This window comes from Reyranella sp. (genome assembly GCF_004296935.1).
GTDB lineage: Bacteria > Pseudomonadota > Alphaproteobacteria > Reyranellales > Reyranellaceae > Reyranella.
This window is the reverse complement of sequence record NZ_SCVH01000047.1, coordinates 15159-33295: the sequence shown is the minus strand read 5'-3', so window position 1 is coordinate 33295 and position 18137 is coordinate 15159. Positions and strand designations below refer to the sequence as shown.

The window sequence follows — 18137 nt, the reverse complement described above, 5'->3', positions numbered from 1 at the left end:
CGAAACGATGCCACCTGATCGGAATCCGCTCTAGCGGGCGTTTTTCAGGAACTCGATCAGCAGCCGGTTCACCGCCTCCGCCTGCTCCTGCTGCACCCAGTGGCCGGCGCCGTCGAGGAGATGGATCTCCTTCATGTTCGTGCAGGCGACCTTCTGCATCTTCGCGATGGCGCCCGGTGTCTGGTAGATGCCCCAGTCGCTCTTGCCCGAGATGAAGGTCGCGGGCACGTCGATGGTGCGGCCGGAGAAGACCTCCAGTTCCGCGGTGAGCCGGCCGGTGGTACGCACACGATACCAGTTGAGACCGCCCTGGAAGCCGGTGCGGGCATATTCGCTGCTGTAGACCGTGAGTTCGTCCTCGGTGAGCCATTTGTTGGCGGCGATCTCGCCGGGCGAAGGCATTTCCCTGGCCACCGTCTCGGCCATGCCGTCGGCCATATCCATGATGTAGTAGGTCGGCATCTTCGCGAGTTCCTCGGCCGTCCAGCCGGCGAGCTCGAACGGCTTGTTGGCTTTCCAGTCGGCGCTCTTGTGATGGTAGTAGCCGCGCAGGAAATCGTGCACGCCCTGCGGTGCGCGCCACATGTTCTCGTTGGCCGGCCGGGTCGAGTAGTACCACTGGTAATGCTTGCGCGGCCGCGCGAGGGCGGCCATCGCGGCATGAATGTCCGGGCCCTTGGGCGGCGGCTTCCGGTCCGCCGTGTCGAACGGTACTGAGGGCGGCCCGGCGTAAGGCGCGCTCATCAGCACCAGGCGCTTGAAGATGTCGGGCCGCACGAGGGCCGCCTGGGCCGCCACCGAGGCACCGAAGTCGTGGCCGACGACCGCCTCCGCCGTGCGGTGGCCCAACGCAAACAGCACGCCGATGGCGTCGCACAGCAAATTCATGAAGCGGAAGTCGTTCAGGTTGCCGTCGTAGTCGGCGTCCCAGCCGGTGGTGCGGCCATAGCCGCGCTGGTCGGGCGCGATGGCGTGATAGCCGGCGGCGGCGAGCGCCGGCAGGACCTTGCGCCAGCTGTAGGCGAGTTCGGGGAAACCGTGCAGCAGCAGCACCGCTGGCCGGCCCTTGTCATGGCCGGCCTCGAGCACATGGATATCGAGGCCGTTGATGCCGGGCAGGATCCGCGCGCGGACGCCGGCGGGCAGGACGGAAGCGGGCAGGGGATCGAGAGCGGTCATTGCCTTGTCATTTAATCGAAGGGTCACTTGATCGGAGGCGTCCGCTTTTCTACGCTGGCAAAGTCGAAAAAGGCAGGCCGGTGTGGTTTAGCCCGGCGCTTCCGTCCGCAGTGCGGGCGGCGGTCCTGTCGGACGCAGCAAGTTCTCTTGAATTTGAGGCGTCTTTGTCCCGCGACCTCGCGCCCGCGCAATTCCGCGCCGGCGAATCAGAGGGACGTGGATCATGACGACGACCATGCAGCAGCAGATTTCTCTCATCACTCTGGGCATTGCCGATATTGCCCGCTCCAAGCGCTTCTATGGCGAAGGCTTCGGCTGGACGCCGGTGTTCGAAACGCCGGGGATCGTCTTCTACCAGATGAACGGCCTGATGCTCGGCCTGTGGCCGACGCCGGACCTCGAGGCCGACATGCAGCGTCCTGGGCAGCGCCCGGTCCTGGTGCGGCCCGGCGCCTTCGCCCTGGCGCACAACGTGGCGACGCAGGCCGACGTGCAGCCGCTGCTCGACCGGCTGGCGGCGGCGGGCGGGCGGATGCTGCGCGTGGCCGACGCGCCGCCGCACGGCGGCTTCCGCGGCTACGTCGCCGATCCCGACGACCACGCCTGGGAGATCGCCTGGAATCCGGCCTGGCCGATCGATGCCGAGGGCCGCGTGAAATTCGGCATCTGAAAAATATTCAACTGAAGGGTTGAATAGTCCGGCGGCGGCGCTATATTAAACCACATGGTTGAACATAACGCCGCCGCCCTCGACCGCGTCTTCCACGCCCTCGCTGACCCCACCCGCCGCGCCATGCTGCGCAAGTTGTCGGCGGGCGAGCACAGCGTGGGCGAACTGGCGGCGCCCTTCGACATGTCCTTCGCCGCCGCCGCCAAGCACGTGAAGGTGCTGGAGGGGGCGGGGCTGCTCAGCCGGACGGTCGAGGGCCGCACCCACCACTGCCGCCTCGAGGCGCGGGCGCTCGCCGAGGCTGACCGCTGGATCGCTTACTACCAACGCTTCTGGACGGGACGCCTCGATGCGCTGGAGACCGCGCTGCTGCGTCATGTCCGCAAGACGAAGAAAAGGAGCCGCAAATGACCGACACTGCCTACGGCCAACTGACAGCACCCGCCGAAGTGCGTTTCGAACGCCTGTTGCCCGGACCGATCGAGACGGTGTGGGAATTCCTCGTCGATTCCGACAAGCGCGGCCAGTGGCTGGCTAGCGGGCCGATGGAGCTGAAGGAAGGCGGCGCGGTCGAATTGCGCTTCCAGCATCGCGATCTGTCGCCGCACAAGGTGGCGCCGCCCGAACGCTACAAGGAAATGGATGAGAAAGGCCATGTCAGCCGCGAGCGCGTGCTGCGGGTCGAGCCGCCGCGGCTGCTCGCGATCTCGTGGGGCACGTCGGAGGTGACGTTCGAACTGGCGCCCGAAGGCCGGAACGTGCGGCTGATCCTGACCCACCGGCACCTGCCGGATCGCGCGAGCATGGTCCAGACCTCGGGCGGCTGGCACACCCATCTCGACATCCTGGTGGAGCGCGCCAACGGCCGCGTGCCGAAGGCCTTCTGGACGGTCTTCGGCAATATCGAGCAGCAATACGAGGCGCGCTATCCGCGCTAGAGGCCCGCTTCTTCTCCTCCCCAGCGAAGCTGGGGAGGTGGGCCGTCTTACGGGCCGGAGGGGTCATGAGTCCCACTGGCGGCCCATGACCCCGCCCGCGAAGACGCGGGCACCTCCCCTTGCAAGCAAGGGGAGGAAAGACGCGATTCAATCGACGTTGGAACGGCGCAGCCTTGCCGCCATGACGCGGCAAGGCTGCGATTTGGTGCTCAACCCTCGAGCGGGTTGAGTTTCGCTTTAGAAATCGAGGCCGACGAGGATTTCGCGTTCGTGCATGACCGCGCCGATCTTCGCATTGTCCGCCAGGAGTTCCTGCATGTCCGCGCTAGCGGTCGCGGCTGCCGATGCTTTCGCATAGACAGCCATATCGGGAAAAACGACGACGAAGAGCCATTGGCCGGTCTGCGGCCCGGTGAACATCTGGTTCAGCCGGACATCCAGTGCGCCAAGCTTCTTCCACAACGCTCTTGAACGCGTCGCGACTTTTGTCGATGCCGGAACATTCGGCGTGGTCCAACGCGTCACTACTGTAACGGTCATGTTGAATCCTCCCCTTCGGCTCGGCATGAGCCGACGGGAAGGCTAATGCGGAAATGCGCCGACGGACAAGGGCAGCCTGGCCCGTCGTTTCAGGAACGGCGGCACGGCGGGCGAGAGCAGAGCGACGCCCGCGAGGATGGCGATGGTCCCCAGGGCTATGCCGGCGTGAATCTGGCTGCGGGTCATGGAAGTCTCCCCCTACCGAACGACTAACGGTCCGACGGGGGAACGCACGCCGGGGCGCGAGGTTGCAACTCAAATGAAAGGAAAAACGGGAAGCCCGTTCAAGGGTTTGCCCCCCAACCGCGGGGCGGCCCTCAGTAGCTCTTGGGCAGGCCCAACACCCTTTCGGCGACGTAGCACAGGATCAGCTGCTCGCTCACCGGCGCGATGCGGGCGATCATGACCTCGCGCAGGAAGCGCTCGACGTGGAACTCCTTGGCGTAGCCGTAGCCGCCGTGGGTCAGGATCGCGCGCTCGCAGGCCTCGTAGGCCCAGCGGGCGCCGAGATACTTGGCCGAGTTGGCCTCGGCGCCGCAGTCCTGGCCGTTGTCGTAGAGCCAGGCCGCCTTGAAGGCGAGCAGGTTGGCCGCCTCGAGCTGCATCCAGCTCTCGGCCAGCGGGTGCTGGATCGCCTGGTTCTTGCCGATGGGCCGGCCGAACACGATGCGCTCCTTGGCGTATTGCGTGGCCTTGGCAAGTGCTGCCTTGCCGATGCCGATCGCTTCGGCCGCGATCAGGATGCGTTCGGGGTTGAGGCCGTGCAGGAGATAGTGGAAGCCCTTGCCTTCCTCGCCGATGCGGTCCTCGAGCGGGATTTTCAATCCGTCGATGAACACCTGGTTGGTGTCGATCGCCTTGCGGCCCATCTTGTCGATCTCGGTGATCTCGACCTTGGAGCGGTCGAGGTCGGTATAGAACAGCGTGAGCCCGTCGGTCGCCTTCCTGCACTTGTCCTTGGGCGTGGTGCGGGCGATCAGCAGCATCTTGTCGGCGACCGAGGCCGTGGTCGTAAAAGTCTTCTTGCCGTGCACGATGTAGCCGTTGCCGTCGCGCTCGGCCTTGGTGTCGAGCGCCGTGGTGTTGAGGCCGGCGTCGGGCTCGGTGACGGCGAAGCAGCCCTTCACCTTGCCGGCGATGATGTCGGGCAGGATGCGCTTCTTCTGCTCCTCGGTGCCGAACACCACGATCGGGTTGGGACCGAAGACGTTGAGATGGATGGCCGAGGCGCCCTGCAGCGCCGCGCCCGATTCGGCCACCGCCTGCATCATGATCGCGGCCTCGGCGATGCCGAGGCCCGAGCCGCCGTATTCCTCGGGCATGGCGATACCGAGCCAGCCGGCGTCGGCCATGGCGCGGTAGAAGTCCTCGGGGAAGCCGCCTTCCTTGTCCTTCTTCAGCCAGTACTTGCCGTCGAACTGGGCGCACAGCTTCGCCACGCTGTCCTTGATCGCGAGCTGCTGTTCGGTGAAGGCGAAATCCATTTTCCAGTTACTCCTGTCATCACCGCTTGACCCCTCCGGCCTTCGGCCACCTCCCCCGCAGACGGGGGAGGAGTTTGATTTCTTCTCCTCCCTCGCGAAGCGGGGGAGGTGCCCCGTCTTACGGGGCGGAGGGGGTCAGAGCACTATCAGCGATTCGAACCAAGCCACGACATCATGATGCGGTTGAATTGCTCCGGCCGCTCGACGTTGGGCAGGTGGCGGGCCTTGGCGATCTCCTCGTAGCGGCCGCCGGGAATCTTGGACGCGATCAGCTTGTTGCGCTCGGGCGGCGTGCCTTCGTCCTGGTCGCCGCAGATCACCAGGGTCGGGACCTTGATGGTGTTGAGGCGGTCGAGATAGTCGAAGTGCTGGATTGCCGACATGCAGCCGGCGGAGCCTTCCGGCGTCGTGCCGCTGATCGTGTCGCGGATCTCGCGCCAGCGCACGGGATTGACATTCCTGAACTCGTCGGTGAACCAGCGCTGCATCGTGGCGTCGGCGAGCGCCGCAAGTCCCTTGCTGCGCACCGTGGCCTTGCGCTCTTCCCATGTGCCGGCCGAGCCCGGTGGCGTCGAGGGCTGGGTGTCGCAGAGCGTGAGCGAGGCGAGGGCGCCGGGATTGGCGAGCGCAAAGCCCTGGCCGATCATGCCGCCGATCGAGAGACCGATGAAATGCACCTTCTTGATGTCGAGCACGTCGAGCGCGCCTTTCACGTCGGCCGCCAGCGCGTCCATCGTGTAGTCGCCCGGGACCGCCTCGCTGCCGCCGTGGCCGCGCATGTCGAGGCGCAGCACGCGGTAGCCCGCGGCCAGCAGCGGCACCATCTGTTCGACCCACATGCCGCCGTCGGAATTGAGCGAATGGGTGAAGCAGACGACAGGGGCATTCTGCGGTCCGGCAAGATCGAAATAGACGCGACGATTGTTGAGGGAGAGAAGCATGCCAGGTCCTCCGAATCACATTGCCGAAATGCCGCCGTCGATGACCACTTCCGAGCCGGTCATGAAGCTCGATTCGTCGGAGGCGAGGAAGACCAGCGCCCAGCCCACTTCCTCGGGCCGGCCGAGGCGGCCGATCGGGACCTGCTTGCCGAGCTTCTGCTGCATGATCTCCTGGCCGAAGCGGACGCGGTGGCGGTCGAGGATCGGGGTGTCGATGAAGGTGGGATGAACCGAGTTGGAGCGGATGTTGTAGCCCGACTTGGCGCAGTGCAACGCCACCGACTTGCTGAGGAGCCGCACGCCCGCCTTGGCCGAGTTGTAGGCCGCCATGTTGGCACCGGCGATGATGCCCGAGATCGACGAGATGTTGATGATCGAGCCGCCCAGCGTCTTCGTATGCTTCTTGATCTCGGCGACGCCGTGCTTGCAGCCGAGGAACACGCCGTCGAGATCGATGGCATGGACGCGCCGCCATTCCTCGAGCGTGATGTCCTCGACCGTCTTGGTGAGGCCGATGCCGGCGGAATTGACCAGGACGTGCAGTGCGCCGAAGGTCTTCACCGCTTCGGCGATGGCGGCCTGCCAGTTGTCTTCGCTGGTGACGTCGAGCTTCACGAAATGCGCGGCCTTGCCGATCCTGGCGGCGAGGGCGCGGCCCTTGTCTTCCTGGATGTCGGCGATCACCACCCGGGCGCCCTCGTGGGCCATCAGGATGGCAGAACACTCGCCCAGACCCGACGCGCCGCCGGTGATGAGGGCCACCTTGCCGGCCAGACGATCCGTCATTTCTTTTTTCCTCCCGCGATTGCTGCGGCTTTCGATTCGCGATGGGCGATGTAGGTCGTGGCCGCCACGATGATCGCAGCTCCCACGAAGGTCCAGACATCGGCCGTCTTGCCCCAGACCGCCACGTCCATCAAGGCGGCCCAGACGATGGCGAGGAAGGTGATGGACTGCAGGGCGGAAATGTCGAGCAGACGGTAGGCCCAGGTGATGAAGAAGTAGCCCATCGTGCCGAAGAAGCCCGAGGCCACGAACAGGCCGAGCTGGGTCAAGGTCGGCGTCTGCCAGAACCAGATCCCCAGCGGCGTGAAGCAGATCGCGCCGACCACGCTCTGCCACAGCACGACGACGGCGGGCTTGTCGCGGCCCGAGACGACCTTGGCGATCAGGTTGGAGCCGGCGATCAGCGGCACCGCCAGCATCATCATCAATATGCCGGGGTTCATCTCGATGATGCCGGGACGGACGATCACCAGCATGCCGGCGAAGCCGACCGCGACGCCCAGCCAGCGCCGCCAGTGCACGGTCTCGCGCAGGAAGAGCACCGCGCCCAGGGTGACGAAGATCGGGCCGGTGAAGCCCAGTGCCGCCATGGTGGCGAGCGGCAGCCAGACGACGGCCTCGTACCACAGGCCATAGCCCGGCGTGTGGAAGAGCCCGCGCAGGCAATGGAGCTTCATGTCGTGGGTGCGCATGCCGTCGAGTCCGACGCGCCACCAGAGATAGGGCGCGACCAGCAGGATGCCGGCGATCCAGCGCCCCCACGCCACGTAGAGCGGCGGCATGTCGGTCGCCAGCTCCTTCACCGCGCCGTTCAGGAAATTGAAGAACAGGCCGGCGACGATGGCGAGGAAGAAGCCGCGCGCCACCCGCGACGGAATCAGGTGGCTCAGGGCATCGGGAGCGTCGATCGCGGGCGCGGACATGACGCTGGGGCTTGCCCCCGCACGCCGCGCCGGTCAAGCGCGCTGGCTATTCCGGGGAGCGAGCCGGCGCAACGTTCGTTCAGCTGGAGCTCATTTCAGTTTGACGCGCAGGAAGTTCCAGAACCGCGTCTTGGACGATCCCGGATCGATCATCTGGTTCTCGCCGCCCTGTCCTTCGACGAGCGAGAACTCCTTCGCTTGCGGATCGAGCGGTTCGAAGCGCAGCGCCATGCTTTCGTGCGCCGCGTAGTTGCGCACTGCCGGGCAGGCCGTAATGCCGTCGCCGCCGAGGAAGCGATAGCGCCGGCCGCCGGCCAGCAGATAGGGGCTGTCGGTACCTTGCGAGGTCCAGCAAACCCCGTTCAAGGCGGCCTGCGTCTGCAGCCGTACTTCGGTATAGCGCGCCGACGTGACGACGCCGATCATGGTCACCGGGACCTTGTTCTCGGCCTGCTGGGACACGATCTCGGCCGCCGCCGGCTGAAAACATCCGAGCACCAGGACGCCGCAGAGCAGCGCGGTAAGCCGCATGTTCGTTCCCCCACAGACTTGTTGCCGAAGACTACCACACTTCCCCGGCATCCAGAGCGATCGCATCGGGGCCGGTGACTTCGTCCGGCGAGGTGTCTAAAGTCGAATCACGGAGGTTCCCATGGACACAGTTCTCGAGACGACCTCGCGTAGCCGCCGCACGCTCGACCCCAAGCCCGCCACGCCGGTGCTGTTCGCCCACTTCGTGCTGCGCTCGTCGAACATCCAGCCGATGATCGACTGGTACTCGGCCGTGCTGAACATGCATGTGGTGCAGCGGACGGATTACATCTGCTTCCTGACCTACGACGACGAGCATCATCGCCTCGGCATCGTGAACCTGGCGGGGCTCGCGGCGCCCGACGCCAGCAATTCGGGCCTGGCGCATGTCGCCTACACCTTCGCCGACATCGGCGCGCTGCTCTCGACCTACGCCCGCGTGAAGAAGCTCGGCATCGCGCCGTCGCGCTGCATCCATCACGGGCCGACCGTGTCGATCTACTATCGCGATCCCGACGGCAACGGCGTCGAGCTGCAGGTCGACCGCTACGCCACCAAGGAGGCGACCGCGGCCTACTTCCAGACGGCGGCCTTCAGGAAGAATCCGATCGGCGTCGCCTTCGACCCCGAGGCGCTGGTGCAGGCCTACGAGGCGGGCGCGCCGGAGGCCGAGCTGCTCGAGATGCCCGAGGGCCCGCCGGCACCGGGTCAGTCGCGCTAGAACAGCCAGATCAGCGCGGAGCCGCCACGGTGGCCGCTGCCTAACGATTGAGGTCGATCCAGACTTCGAGCGTTCCGGCCGGCGGCCGGTTGGGGAAATCGAAGAGCTGCCGCACTGTCAGGGGCTTGTCGCCGTTGAACGTGCCGAGATCCTTGGCGACGAGATTCGCCATCGGCAGGTCCTGCTTCCAGAAGACGCGAACGTCGTCGGTCTTTCCTGCACTCTTGACTTCTTGTACCGGCGGCACCTGGAAACTCATGCCGAGGAGACGCGACCGCAGGGCCTGCGCCTTGCTGTCGTCTCCCGTGTACTGCACGAAGACCCGGGTGCAATATTGCTGTGGCGCCGTCACCGACGCGAAATATTGGTCCAGTGCCGAGGGGCTGGACGATCTGTGCATTTCCGCCTTGCTTGTCAGGATCAGCGACGCGCCACCCGGCACAACACCGATCTGCGCTGCCATGATATAGCCCGGCAATGGCATGCTCTTGCGAAGGCGAACGGAGCTGCCGTCCCTCACAGTGATGGTCTCGCCGCTCTGGAGGCCCGAAAGAGGGCCGCCGTTGGTGATGAGCTTGTCGGACTCGTTGCCGAGCCAAAGAACGCCTTTGCACTCGCTGTCCTCTGTCGGGGCAATGGCTCTCTGTTCCACCCCGGCCGGGCTCACCGTATTCTCCGACGAGGTGACATTGGGCGGACCGGTCGGAGGGCCGACCTGCAGACGACTGAGTTCCTTGGGCTGCGCATCGCCGAGGCGTTTCAGCAGTGCCCGAAGCAGTTTCAGCGGATCCGGTCCGCTGGCATCCAACGCTTCGATCGCACGCCGCGCTTCGTCGCGTGTCTGCTGGCTTTCGCGCGTGCGCGCGATCTCGACGGCGTCGCGGGCCAGTCGCAGTTCCACGCTTTCCCGCGCGAGATCGGCGTTGGCCTGCTCGAGTTCGGCGTTGAGATCCACGAGCCGCCAGATTCCCGCGGCAAGCAGGCTCGCGAGCAGTGTCGTGGCGATGGTCAATGCCTTCCAACGCTTGCTCTTGGCGCTTGCCGCCGCGACCTCGCTGGCATCGACGAAGGCGCGGATATCGAGATCATTGTCCCTGTAATTCTTCGCCTCTTCCAACGCCGCGCCGGAGAGGAGGTAACCGGGATTCTGGCCGGCGACCTGCCATTGTCGGGCGAGCGCGGCGATACGGATGATCGCCCGCGTGTCAGGCGCGGCTTCGATGTCCTCGGTGAATGACGTACTGACGGTGGAGGAGCCGCCTTGTTCTTCCGGTCCGCTGCCGCTGTAGGGTGCGAGCTCCGGCAGTGGGGTATCGCGGCTCAACTCGCCCCTGGCGACGGCGTCGGCGGCCCAGAAATAGAGCATCTTGCGCAGCGCCTCGCGATCACGCCGCGCCGCCACGCCGCGCCCTGCCTCAATCAGCTGCTCGACGAATTGCCGGCACTGCTCCGGCGATGCCGACTTGGCCAGATTCTCCTTCAGGAGATCCTGATGTCGTCGGCGCAACTGCTCGACAGTGCTGGTGGGCGATGTCGTGCTCATGGCAGGCACGGGCTGAATAGGGGGACGCGCTTTCGCAGGCGATCCAGCGACGCTCTGAGCGGCAGCAGGCTGGAGAACACCGATTTCAGTGACTGATCGACGGCGAGAAAGCGCAATCGCGCCTTCGGGCGGAAGTCATTGAAAGCTTTCGCCATGTCGCCAAGGCGTTCTTCCGGGGTAGGTCCGGACGGGGCGGGCATGCCCTGCATCGGCAGCGCTTTCTCGTAGAGCACCATCGCAGAGTTGAGCGTCGTATCGATGGAAATCCCGCCGCTGGGAGTATCGACGAGTGTCTGCAGGTTCTGCCTGACGGCGGTCCACTCGGAGGAGAGGTCACGAAGGAAGCCGGGGCCAGGGTGGGCGAGGAGCCGTGCAACGGCATGGATGTGCACTTCGGTGGCCTGCCAGAGCGCGTGCTCGAGGATGTGCGCGCGCATCGTCTCGCTCAGACGGTCGAGGGCCTCGGCAGCCGTCATCGTCGGACCGTTGATCGGCGGCGCGGGAACGGGCGCCTCCTCGAGCAGTCCGCGCAACTGCTTGATCGGAAGGTCGCGGGACAGGACGAACATGCACTCGTCGAGCCGGGGCAATTCAGCGACGACGAGTGCGCGAAGCTGAGCCAGCGCGAAGTCGTGCTGATTGGGGTCGCTGGTGGCCAGCCGCGTTGCTGCATCGGCGGCGGTGTCGGCGCATCGCTGGAGACTTGCGGAGGCAGTCGCCGGAATCCGGTGCTTGACGTCGGTGGCGGCCTTGCCGACGTCTGCGACGATCCCCTGCAGGACGGGAAGAGGGATGTCCGGTTCGGTATCCGTGTCGTCCTGGTCGAGCCAGTCGGCGCCCTTGACCTGAAGAACATGAAGGCTGTCGTGCAGGATCTTGAGAGCCTCGAAATGATCGAGCGACTCCACGATCGTGTCGATGGCAGGTCTGTGGCCCTGCACGTATTTGCAGGCCGGCTTGTTTCCGCACTGGCTGGCCGCCGGATCGGTGGCGACGATGGGCGTCAGGGCCTCCAATGCCGCGATGATCGTGGCGATATGCGGCGCCGTCTCGGAGGCGGAGCGTATCAGGAAGCGGGCCTGGCCGAAGATCGCCCACCGGAAGGCCTCCTTCTCCCATTTGTGTTCGACGACGCGCGACAGGAACGGGACGAGCGTTCCCTCCCTGTCGACCTCCTTCAGGCATGCAGAGGTCACGAAGAGCATGGGGCGGCCGGCGAGGTCGGCGGGAAGGAAGGTGGCGGGCTCGCCCCGGCCGGGGTAGCGCCCCAGCACGATGCCGAAATCGTCGATCACGAAGACCCGCGCGATTTCCAGGCCGAGGCGGTCGATCTGCTGAGGCGAGAAGGGCGGTGGGGGCATGGGCTGTCTCAGGTAAGAAGCGCGCCGTGGCCGCGGTTGACGATGTTCGCGCGGATAAGGCCGATCGGTATGCCTTGATTGTAGGTGGGTGGCGGCCGGCCCGGATCTCCCAGGTGGTGGAGCGCGACCAGATCGAAGTCCATGTTGAAGCAGGGCGAGCCGGAAGAACCGGCTTCCGTGTTCGTCCGGTAGCGCAGCCGCAGTCCGGCGTGCTTGTAGGCTTCCACCGCGCTGGTATCGATCGCGAAGCGCACGGGATCGCCGCGCGGATGCTGGACGATGATCAGGGCTTCGTCCTTCTGGACCGGGGCGCCGGTCATGGTGATCGCGCCGCGCGCGACACCGGGAAGGGGCGACAGAAGCAGCAGCGCATAGTCGAGCTCGTCCGGCTTCGGCGCCGGGTCGTCGGGCTTCGCGGTCAATTCGGCCGGGCTGCACCGGCGCTCGTCCGCGATCGAGACGACCGGAACGGAGAGGCCCGGCTCGACGGTGCCGTTCGACAGACGCCGGTAGTCGAAGCGGCAGTTCATCTGGGCCTCCGCGCCGGCCTTCCGGGCATCCTCGACGACATGCCAGTTGGTCAGCACGGCGGCGGGTCCGACGAGAAAGCCGGTGCCCAGCGCCTGCCCCGGGATCTCGACCCGGCAGACCTGTCGGCGCACGGTTTCGAGCTTGTCCATCCACACGCTCACGTCGGGCGACTTGAGGGCGGGTCTGATGTTCTTCTGCAACCCGGGCGCGGCGCCCAGCTCGATCCCCTGGTCCACGCCGCCGATCTGCAGGCGGAAATCGACGGGCGCCTGCTGGGCCTGACCGGCGACGCCGGGATAGAGTCCGGCGATTGCGCTGCGGACGTCGTTCCGGAACGGCTTCTCCCGATAGACGACGGTCAGGAAGCGCTCGGCGATGCCTTCGTTGTCGAATTTCTTCAGGAGCTTCTGGACCATCGTCCGCAGCGGGTCGTCGTTGTGCGCGCCGAGGTAGGCCTCGAAGACATCGTCGCCGGTCGCCAGATAGACCATCCTCTCCAGCGCCGGCAGATCGCCCATGGCCTTCGACAGGAGCTTGGCCAGCTCATCCTTCTGCGCGGGAGACGGCGCCGTCATGGCGGGCTGGACACCGTTGCCGTTCATCACACGAATCGGATCTGCTCGAGGCTGGCCAGCGGCGGCGGCGTGTCGGCACCACCCAGGCTCTCGTGCGTGCCGGCCAGCGGGTCAACGCCGGCGAGCCCGTGGAAGGTGATACCGCTGCGCGCCTCGATGGAGCGGATCGGGATCTGGGTCGCAACATTGAGCTGCGGCGAGGTGAAGCCGCCGAACACGAACTCCTCGGCCGGCAGGAAACTCTTCTCCTGGTTCATCTCGTAGCCCGTCGCGCAGAGCTTCCTGGTGTCGTCATGGACGAACGCGATGACCTTCCAGAAGGCGCGCGGGATCAGCACGCCATACATCTCCGGATCGTTGTCGCGGAAGTACGGGCCGGTGAAGACCGAGACCTTCATGCCGTCTTCCCTGGTGTGGTCGAGCGCGTAGTCCTCGAGCGCGAGCCAGATCGGGGCGTTGAAGGCCTGCATCTGGGGAGTGGTGTTGGTGACGTGCATCGAGTCTTCGTTGCCGCGCTTGGAGGTCGCCGTGCTGCCCCACCCCGGATCCTCGCGTCGCGTCATGTGTCCGCGGCTGAATTTCGGCGGGTTGCCGTAGCACTCGTTCATGATCTGCTGCTCTTTCGGAATCCGCGGATCCCATTTCCACGCCACGCGCCTGGCTTTCTTGGACTGGGCGCCGTCGATGTTGACGGCGCTGAAGAAGCACATGCGACGGCTTCGGCTCATGACGACGGAGTAGTGCTCGTAGCGAAGTTCGGTCTCGGCCTTGCCGTTGACCTTGAAGCGGAGAACGTCGTCGGTGCGGCTCACGATCGACGGCAGCTTGACCGCGAACTTGTTCTTCCCGAGGAACGACGGGACATATCCCTTGCGGTCGCGATAGTCGGCAACGACGGCCTCGTCGCCGGCAACGCTGCCGCCTCCGGATCCGGCCGCCGGTGGTGGAAGGCGCGGCGCGGGCGTCGCGACCGGCATGTCGCCCAGCGACACGGTGACGGTGATGGGAATGGTGAAGCTCGCGCCGCGCCGATCCTGGCGCATGGCGGGCAGCGGCGTTCCGCCAACCGTGGCGACGACCGGCTGCCGCGCGGCGGCCTCGACCGGCACGGGACGACGGCGTCCCGCCCGGACATCCTCGAGCAACTGCTTCACGATGTCGGAGCGCACGGCGTAGTTGGTCGTGAGAAAGCTGCCGCTGAAGTGCAGGCCGAGCGCATGACCGCTGTCGAGATCGATGATGGCGGAGCCCGAATTGCCGCCGAGCGTGGTGCAATTGTGCAGGAGCCAGCTCTCGTCGACCTTGGTCACGGCGCCGGGCGCGAGGCGCTTCTTGTTGTAGGTCCGGCCGAAGATCTTCTCCATGAGGTCCGGCTCGGGAATGCGGCTGTCGTAGGCGGGATAGCCGATGGTCGCGGCGTTCTGCGTCAGCGCCGGCTTGTCGGCGAGCTCGATGGGCTTGGCGATCGCGGCCTTGCCGTTGGCCGGTTGCACGCGGAAGAAGGCGACATCCGGCCCCGGCTCTTCCTCGATGTGGAGCGGTGCGATCAGGTTGAAGATCAGTGTCGCGGGATTGCCGATCTCCTGCAGGAAGTCGATGCCGGCGATGATCGGACCGGCCGTGCCGATCCTGAAGCTGAAGCCCTCGCCCTGGCGCGCTGCGAACTCCACCGCGACGTGGCGGTTGGTGACCACGATGTCCTCGGCGATCAGCCATCCCGTACCGACCCAGTCGAGCCCTGCGCCCTTGAGGTCGATGCGGCCGATGGCGCGAATGGCCCGATCGAGCAGGGGCCTGGCCTTCGTCAGTCGCCCCTTCCAGATTTCGCTGTCCGCTGCGTCGGCGAAGACCAGCTTGGTGGCGTTTTGCCGGATCTCGAGGACCGGTCGCGTGCGTCGCAAGATGATACTCTCAAGGCCGATCTCCTGCTCGGTCGAGGTCGCGCCCGTCATGGATTCGAGACCGCCGGCCGGTGCGGTGTCGCGGCTTTCCTCGGCGAGCAGCGGATCCGCCAGGCAAATATCGGCGTTCAGCGCGCGCAGCCGCGCGAGCCTCGCTTCAAGTTCGCTCATCCGATGCTCGAGGTGACGGTCTGCATGCGTCGAGCCCCCCGGCCCGCATGGCCAGACCATAGCGTAATTGTCACGGGCCGTGCACGTTTACGTTGACCCCGCTTTTCGCATATCTCGGTGCCCCAAAAGAAAAGGCCACCCGAGGGTGGCCCATTCCCGGTCCGGGCGTGCCGGATCAGTTGTACTTGGCGATCTCCAGCCGGCCGACCTGGTCGCGATGGACCTCGTCCGGACCGTCGGCCAGGCGCAGCGTGCGCTGGTGGGCGTACATGCTGGCGAGCTTGAACACCTGGGAGACGCCGCCGGCGCCATGGAGCTGCAGGCAGCGGTCCACGACCTTCGATGTGATGTTGGGCACCGCCACCTTGATCATCGCGATCTGCTGGCGGGCTTCCTTGTTGCCGAACTTGTCCATCGCCCAGGCGGCCTTCAGCACCAGCAGGCGGGCCATGTCGATCTCCATGCGCATGTCGGCGACATGGGCCTTGGTGACGCCCATCTCCGAGATGCGCTGGCCGAAGGCGACGCGGCTCTTGGCGCGCTTGATCGCCATCTCGAGCGCCCGCTCGGCGACGCCGATGGCACGCATGCAGTGATGGATGCGGCCGGGACCGAGGCGGCCCTGGGCGATCTCGAAGCCGCGGCCCTCGCCGAGGAGGATGGCCGACTTGGGCACGCGGACGTTGTCGTAGACCACTTCGGCGTGGCCGTGCGGGGCATCGTCGTAGCCGAACACATGCAGCATCTTCACGATCTTGATGCCCTTGGCGTCGCGCGGCACCACGATCATCGACTGCTGGCGGTAGGCCGGCGCGTTGGGATCGCTCTTGCCCATCAGGATGATGACGGCGCAGCGCGGATCGCCCATGCCCGACGACCACCACTTGCGGCCGTTGATGACATAATCGTTGCCGTCGCTCTCGATGCGGCACTCGACGTTGCGCGCGTCCGAGGAGGCCACCGCCGGCTCGGTCATGGCGAAGCAGGAGCGGATCTCGCCATTGAGAAGCGGCTTCAGCCACTTCTCCTTGTGCTCCTTGGTGCCGTAGCGGGCGAACACTTCCATGTTGCCGGTATCGGGCGCCGAGCAATTGACCGCTTCGGAGGCGATCGAGGCGCGGCCCAGCACTTCGCAGATCGGCGCGTATTCGAGGTTGCTGAGGCCCATCGTGCCGTGGGTGTCGCCGGTCTCGCGGTCGGCCGGCAAGAACATGTTCCACAGGCCACGCTTCTTCGCCTCGGCCTTGCACTGCTCGAGGACGGGCGGGAGCTGCCAGCGGTCCTTGGCCTTCTCCATCTGCTCTTCGTAGACGGGCTCGGCCGGGTAGATGACCTCGTCCATGAATTTGTTGAGTTTCTCAAGCAGCGCCTTGCTGCGATCCGAGTATTCGAAGTCCATCGCTCTCTCCCTTTGTGCTGCGGCGGACTCTGGCTGAAAATGGTGCCAATGTGAACGGGCATTCAGGCGCAGCCCGGTTCCGGCTTGCGGACGGGAAGATGGAGAAAGCGTAATGAAAATCGCCAGTTACCAGGTCGTGACCCTTGCGGTGCCAGAGGACGATCCGCTGGCCAATATGCCGGAGGACGCCAACCGCAAGCGGCCGACGGTGATTCTGCGCCTGCGCACCGACAACGGCATCGAGGGCATCGGTGTCACGCTCTACGGCGGCCGCGTGACGCGTAGCCTGCATGCGATGATGGAAGACCTGTGCGCGGGCATCGTCGGCGAGGACCCGATGTGCAACGAGGCGCTTCTCGCCAAACTGCGTGCCGGCGACACCGGCGGCCCGGGCGGCATCTTCACCCTCGCCCTGTCGGCGATCGACACGGCGTTGTGGGACATCAGGGGCAAGGCGCTCGACCAGCCGCTGTGGAAGCTCCTGGGCGGCCATCGCGACCGCGTGCCGACTTATGCCTCAGGCTCGCTGCGCCGCGGCCTCACCGACAAGCAGACGGAGCAGGCCGCGCGCATCCTGGTGCAGAAGGGCTTCCGCTCGATGAAGACCCAGATGGCGCTGCCCGGCGATCCGACGCCGGCCGACGAGCTTCGCCGTATGCGGGTCGTGCGCGATGCAATCGGTCCCGACATCCCGCTGATGTGCGACATCAACCAGCGCTGGCGGCCCGAGCATGCGATCGACATCGGTTCCAGGGTCGAGCAGGCGGGTATCGGACTGTTCTGGCTGGAGGACGTGACGACGGCCGACGACTACGCGGGCCTCGCGCGCGTCACTGCCGCGCTCAAGACCCCGGTCGCGGGCGGTGAGTATGTCTGGGGCATCGTGCCCTTTCGTCACATGATCGAGGCGCGCTCGGTCGACATCGTGATGGTCGACATCGCGCGGGTCGGCGGTCCGACGCAGTGGATGAAGGTCGCCGCCATGGCCGAGGCCTTCAACTTGCCGATCGTAAGCCATGTCATGCCCGAAGTGCTGTGCCACATGGTGGCTGCCTGCCCGAACGGCCTCACGGTGGAATACATGCCGTGGATGCTGGCGCTCTACGAAGAGACGCCGGCGATCGAGAAGGGCGAGCTGGTGCTGCCGACCAAGCCCGGCCTCGGGCTCAAGTTCGACGAGAAGGCGATCGCAAGGTTCAAGGCTTAGGCCCCGGCGCAGCCTTCCCCAGCGCGACGTGTTATAATGTGGTCATGAATGCGGACCTCTCTCTTGCGCTCGAATACAAGCGCCGCGTCGACAGTGCCTTCAACGGCCGCGTAGCCAAGATGGTGCTGTTCGGGTCGCGGGCGCGCGGCGAGGCGCACGAAGAGTCGGACTGGGACATCGCCGTTTTCCTGACGGACGATCCGACGATGGAGGATCGTCATAGACTGACCGACCTCGGCAGCGATGTTCTCATGGACACCGGCCAGGTCATTCAATCGGTGGCTCTTCCGTCGCGCAGGGAAGCCGAGGATAGCTATCTGATGCGGGCAATCCGTTCGGAAGGGATTACCTTGTGATCGAGGAGGTCCGGCTACACCGCGTGCGGGCGCGGCGCCTCCTGACAATGGTCGAGAGTCGATGGGACCAGGAACTCCCGAGATCGTGGCACACACTGCCTACTATGCGATGTACCATGCGGCGATCGCGCTATTCGGCAGGCGCGGCGCGCCGTTGCCCAAGACCCATGCGGGGGTCCATGCGCGCTTCGGCGAACATTTTCGGCAAGTCGAGCCCGATGGACGAGATCAAGTCAGAAGATTGGGGCGTGCCTTGGAGCGCCGCTTGATTGCCGACTATGACGCCGTAGACATCTTGAAGACAGAAGACGCAAGTGCCGCGCGCGACGATGCCATTGCCTTTGTCGCATTCTGCGAAAGACTTATCGACGAATCCTAGC

At 65.7% G+C, this 18137-nt stretch carries 20 protein-coding genes; 7 read left to right on the top strand and 13 right to left on the bottom strand.

The window, feature by feature from the left end; translation table 11 throughout:
• Window positions 1-30 precede the first annotated feature (30 nt).
• Window positions 31-1179, bottom strand: coding sequence for an alpha/beta hydrolase (locus EPO55_RS06335; protein ID WP_296335692.1), 1149 nt, complete (start codon window positions 1177-1179; stop codon window positions 31-33).
• Between the two features lie 235 nt (window positions 1180-1414).
• On the opposite strand from EPO55_RS06335, the gene EPO55_RS06330 reads away from it, so the two are divergent.
• Genes EPO55_RS06330 through EPO55_RS06320 form a run of 3 tightly spaced genes read left to right on the top strand, consistent with a single transcriptional unit; the run spans window position 1415 to window position 2787 of the window.
• On the top strand, window positions 1415-1849 hold the full coding sequence (locus EPO55_RS06330; protein WP_296335712.1) for a VOC family protein: 435 nt from the start codon (window positions 1415-1417) through the stop codon (window positions 1847-1849).
• 54 nt (window positions 1850-1903) lie between these two features.
• Window positions 1904-2260 carry a metalloregulator ArsR/SmtB family transcription factor gene (locus EPO55_RS06325; RefSeq protein WP_296335690.1) on the top strand — a complete coding sequence of 119 codons (357 nt, stop codon included), beginning with the start codon at window positions 1904-1906 and terminating at the stop codon, window positions 2258-2260.
• Window positions 2257-2787 (top strand): SRPBCC family protein, encoded by a 531-nt coding sequence (locus tag EPO55_RS06320; RefSeq protein WP_296335689.1) that lies wholly within the window; start codon window positions 2257-2259, stop codon window positions 2785-2787. Before EPO55_RS06325 ends, EPO55_RS06320 begins: the two co-directional genes overlap by 4 nt.
• A gap of 237 nt (window positions 2788-3024) precedes the next feature.
• On the opposite strand, the gene EPO55_RS06315 is transcribed toward EPO55_RS06320, so the two are convergent.
• The 7 genes from EPO55_RS06315 to EPO55_RS06285 form a co-directional block, all read right to left on the bottom strand.
• Complete coding sequence (locus tag EPO55_RS06315) at window positions 3025-3327, bottom strand: hypothetical protein (RefSeq protein ID WP_296335688.1); 303 nt, start codon at window positions 3325-3327, stop codon at window positions 3025-3027.
• Window positions 3328-3369: 42 nt separating this feature from the next.
• A complete protein-coding gene (locus EPO55_RS06310) occupies window positions 3370-3513 on the bottom strand; it encodes a hypothetical protein (protein WP_296335687.1) in 144 nt (47 codons plus the stop codon).
• Between the two features lie 131 nt (window positions 3514-3644).
• On the bottom strand, window positions 3645-4811 hold the full coding sequence (locus tag EPO55_RS06305; protein ID WP_296335686.1) for an acyl-CoA dehydrogenase family protein: 1167 nt from the start codon (window positions 4809-4811) through the stop codon (window positions 3645-3647).
• Between the two features lie 146 nt (window positions 4812-4957).
• A complete protein-coding gene (gene pcaD, locus EPO55_RS06300) occupies window positions 4958-5752 on the bottom strand; it encodes a 3-oxoadipate enol-lactonase (RefSeq protein WP_296335685.1) in 795 nt (264 codons plus the stop codon).
• A gap of 15 nt (window positions 5753-5767) precedes the next feature.
• Entirely contained in the window at window positions 5768-6538 is a 771-nt protein-coding gene (locus tag EPO55_RS06295; RefSeq protein ID WP_296335684.1) for a glucose 1-dehydrogenase, read from the bottom strand.
• The gene (locus tag EPO55_RS06290; RefSeq protein ID WP_296335683.1) at window positions 6535-7461 is read right to left on the bottom strand and encodes a DMT family transporter; all 927 of its coding nucleotides are present in this window, start codon (window positions 7459-7461) and stop codon (window positions 6535-6537) included. Before EPO55_RS06290 ends, EPO55_RS06295 begins: the two co-directional genes overlap by 4 nt.
• 90 nt (window positions 7462-7551) lie before the next feature.
• Complete coding sequence (locus EPO55_RS06285; RefSeq protein ID WP_296335682.1) at window positions 7552-7992, bottom strand: hypothetical protein; 441 nt, start codon at window positions 7990-7992, stop codon at window positions 7552-7554.
• A 121-nt stretch (window positions 7993-8113) separates the two neighbouring features.
• Here EPO55_RS06285 and EPO55_RS06280 point away from each other — a divergent pair, with 121 nt between their 5' ends.
• Complete coding sequence (locus EPO55_RS06280; protein WP_296335681.1) at window positions 8114-8713, top strand: VOC family protein; 600 nt, start codon at window positions 8114-8116, stop codon at window positions 8711-8713.
• 40 nt (window positions 8714-8753) lie between these two features.
• Here EPO55_RS06280 and EPO55_RS06275 read toward each other — a convergent pair whose 3' ends face one another.
• The 5 genes from EPO55_RS06275 to EPO55_RS06255 form a co-directional block, all read right to left on the bottom strand.
• Window positions 8754-10256 (bottom strand): hypothetical protein, encoded by a 1503-nt coding sequence (locus EPO55_RS06275; RefSeq protein WP_296335680.1) that lies wholly within the window; start codon window positions 10254-10256, stop codon window positions 8754-8756.
• A complete protein-coding gene (locus EPO55_RS06270; protein WP_296335679.1) occupies window positions 10253-11617 on the bottom strand; it encodes a hypothetical protein in 1365 nt (454 codons plus the stop codon). Before EPO55_RS06270 ends, EPO55_RS06275 begins: the two co-directional genes overlap by 4 nt.
• An 8-nt stretch (window positions 11618-11625) precedes the next feature.
• Window positions 11626-12666 (bottom strand): serine protease, encoded by a 1041-nt coding sequence (locus EPO55_RS06265; RefSeq protein WP_296335678.1) that lies wholly within the window; start codon window positions 12664-12666, stop codon window positions 11626-11628.
• An 83-nt stretch (window positions 12667-12749) separates the two neighbouring features.
• On the bottom strand, window positions 12750-14795 hold the full coding sequence (locus tag EPO55_RS06260) for a DNA/RNA non-specific endonuclease (protein ID WP_296335677.1): 2046 nt from the start codon (window positions 14793-14795) through the stop codon (window positions 12750-12752).
• 175 nt (window positions 14796-14970) lie between these two features.
• A complete protein-coding gene (locus tag EPO55_RS06255) occupies window positions 14971-16194 on the bottom strand; it encodes an acyl-CoA dehydrogenase family protein (protein ID WP_296335676.1) in 1224 nt (407 codons plus the stop codon).
• Window positions 16195-16306: 112 nt separating this feature from the next.
• On the opposite strand from EPO55_RS06255, the gene EPO55_RS06250 reads away from it, so the two are divergent.
• From EPO55_RS06250 to EPO55_RS06240, 3 genes are all read left to right on the top strand, one after another.
• The gene (locus tag EPO55_RS06250; RefSeq protein ID WP_296335675.1) at window positions 16307-17401 is read left to right on the top strand and encodes a mandelate racemase/muconate lactonizing enzyme family protein; all 1095 of its coding nucleotides are present in this window, start codon (window positions 16307-16309) and stop codon (window positions 17399-17401) included.
• A gap of 44 nt (window positions 17402-17445) precedes the next feature.
• A complete protein-coding gene (locus EPO55_RS06245; RefSeq protein ID WP_296335674.1) occupies window positions 17446-17757 on the top strand; it encodes a nucleotidyltransferase domain-containing protein in 312 nt (103 codons plus the stop codon).
• 61 nt (window positions 17758-17818) lie between these two features.
• Complete coding sequence (locus EPO55_RS06240; RefSeq protein WP_296335673.1) at window positions 17819-18136, top strand: HEPN domain-containing protein; 318 nt, start codon at window positions 17819-17821, stop codon at window positions 18134-18136.
• The last annotated feature ends 1 nt before the right edge of the window (window position 18137 follow it).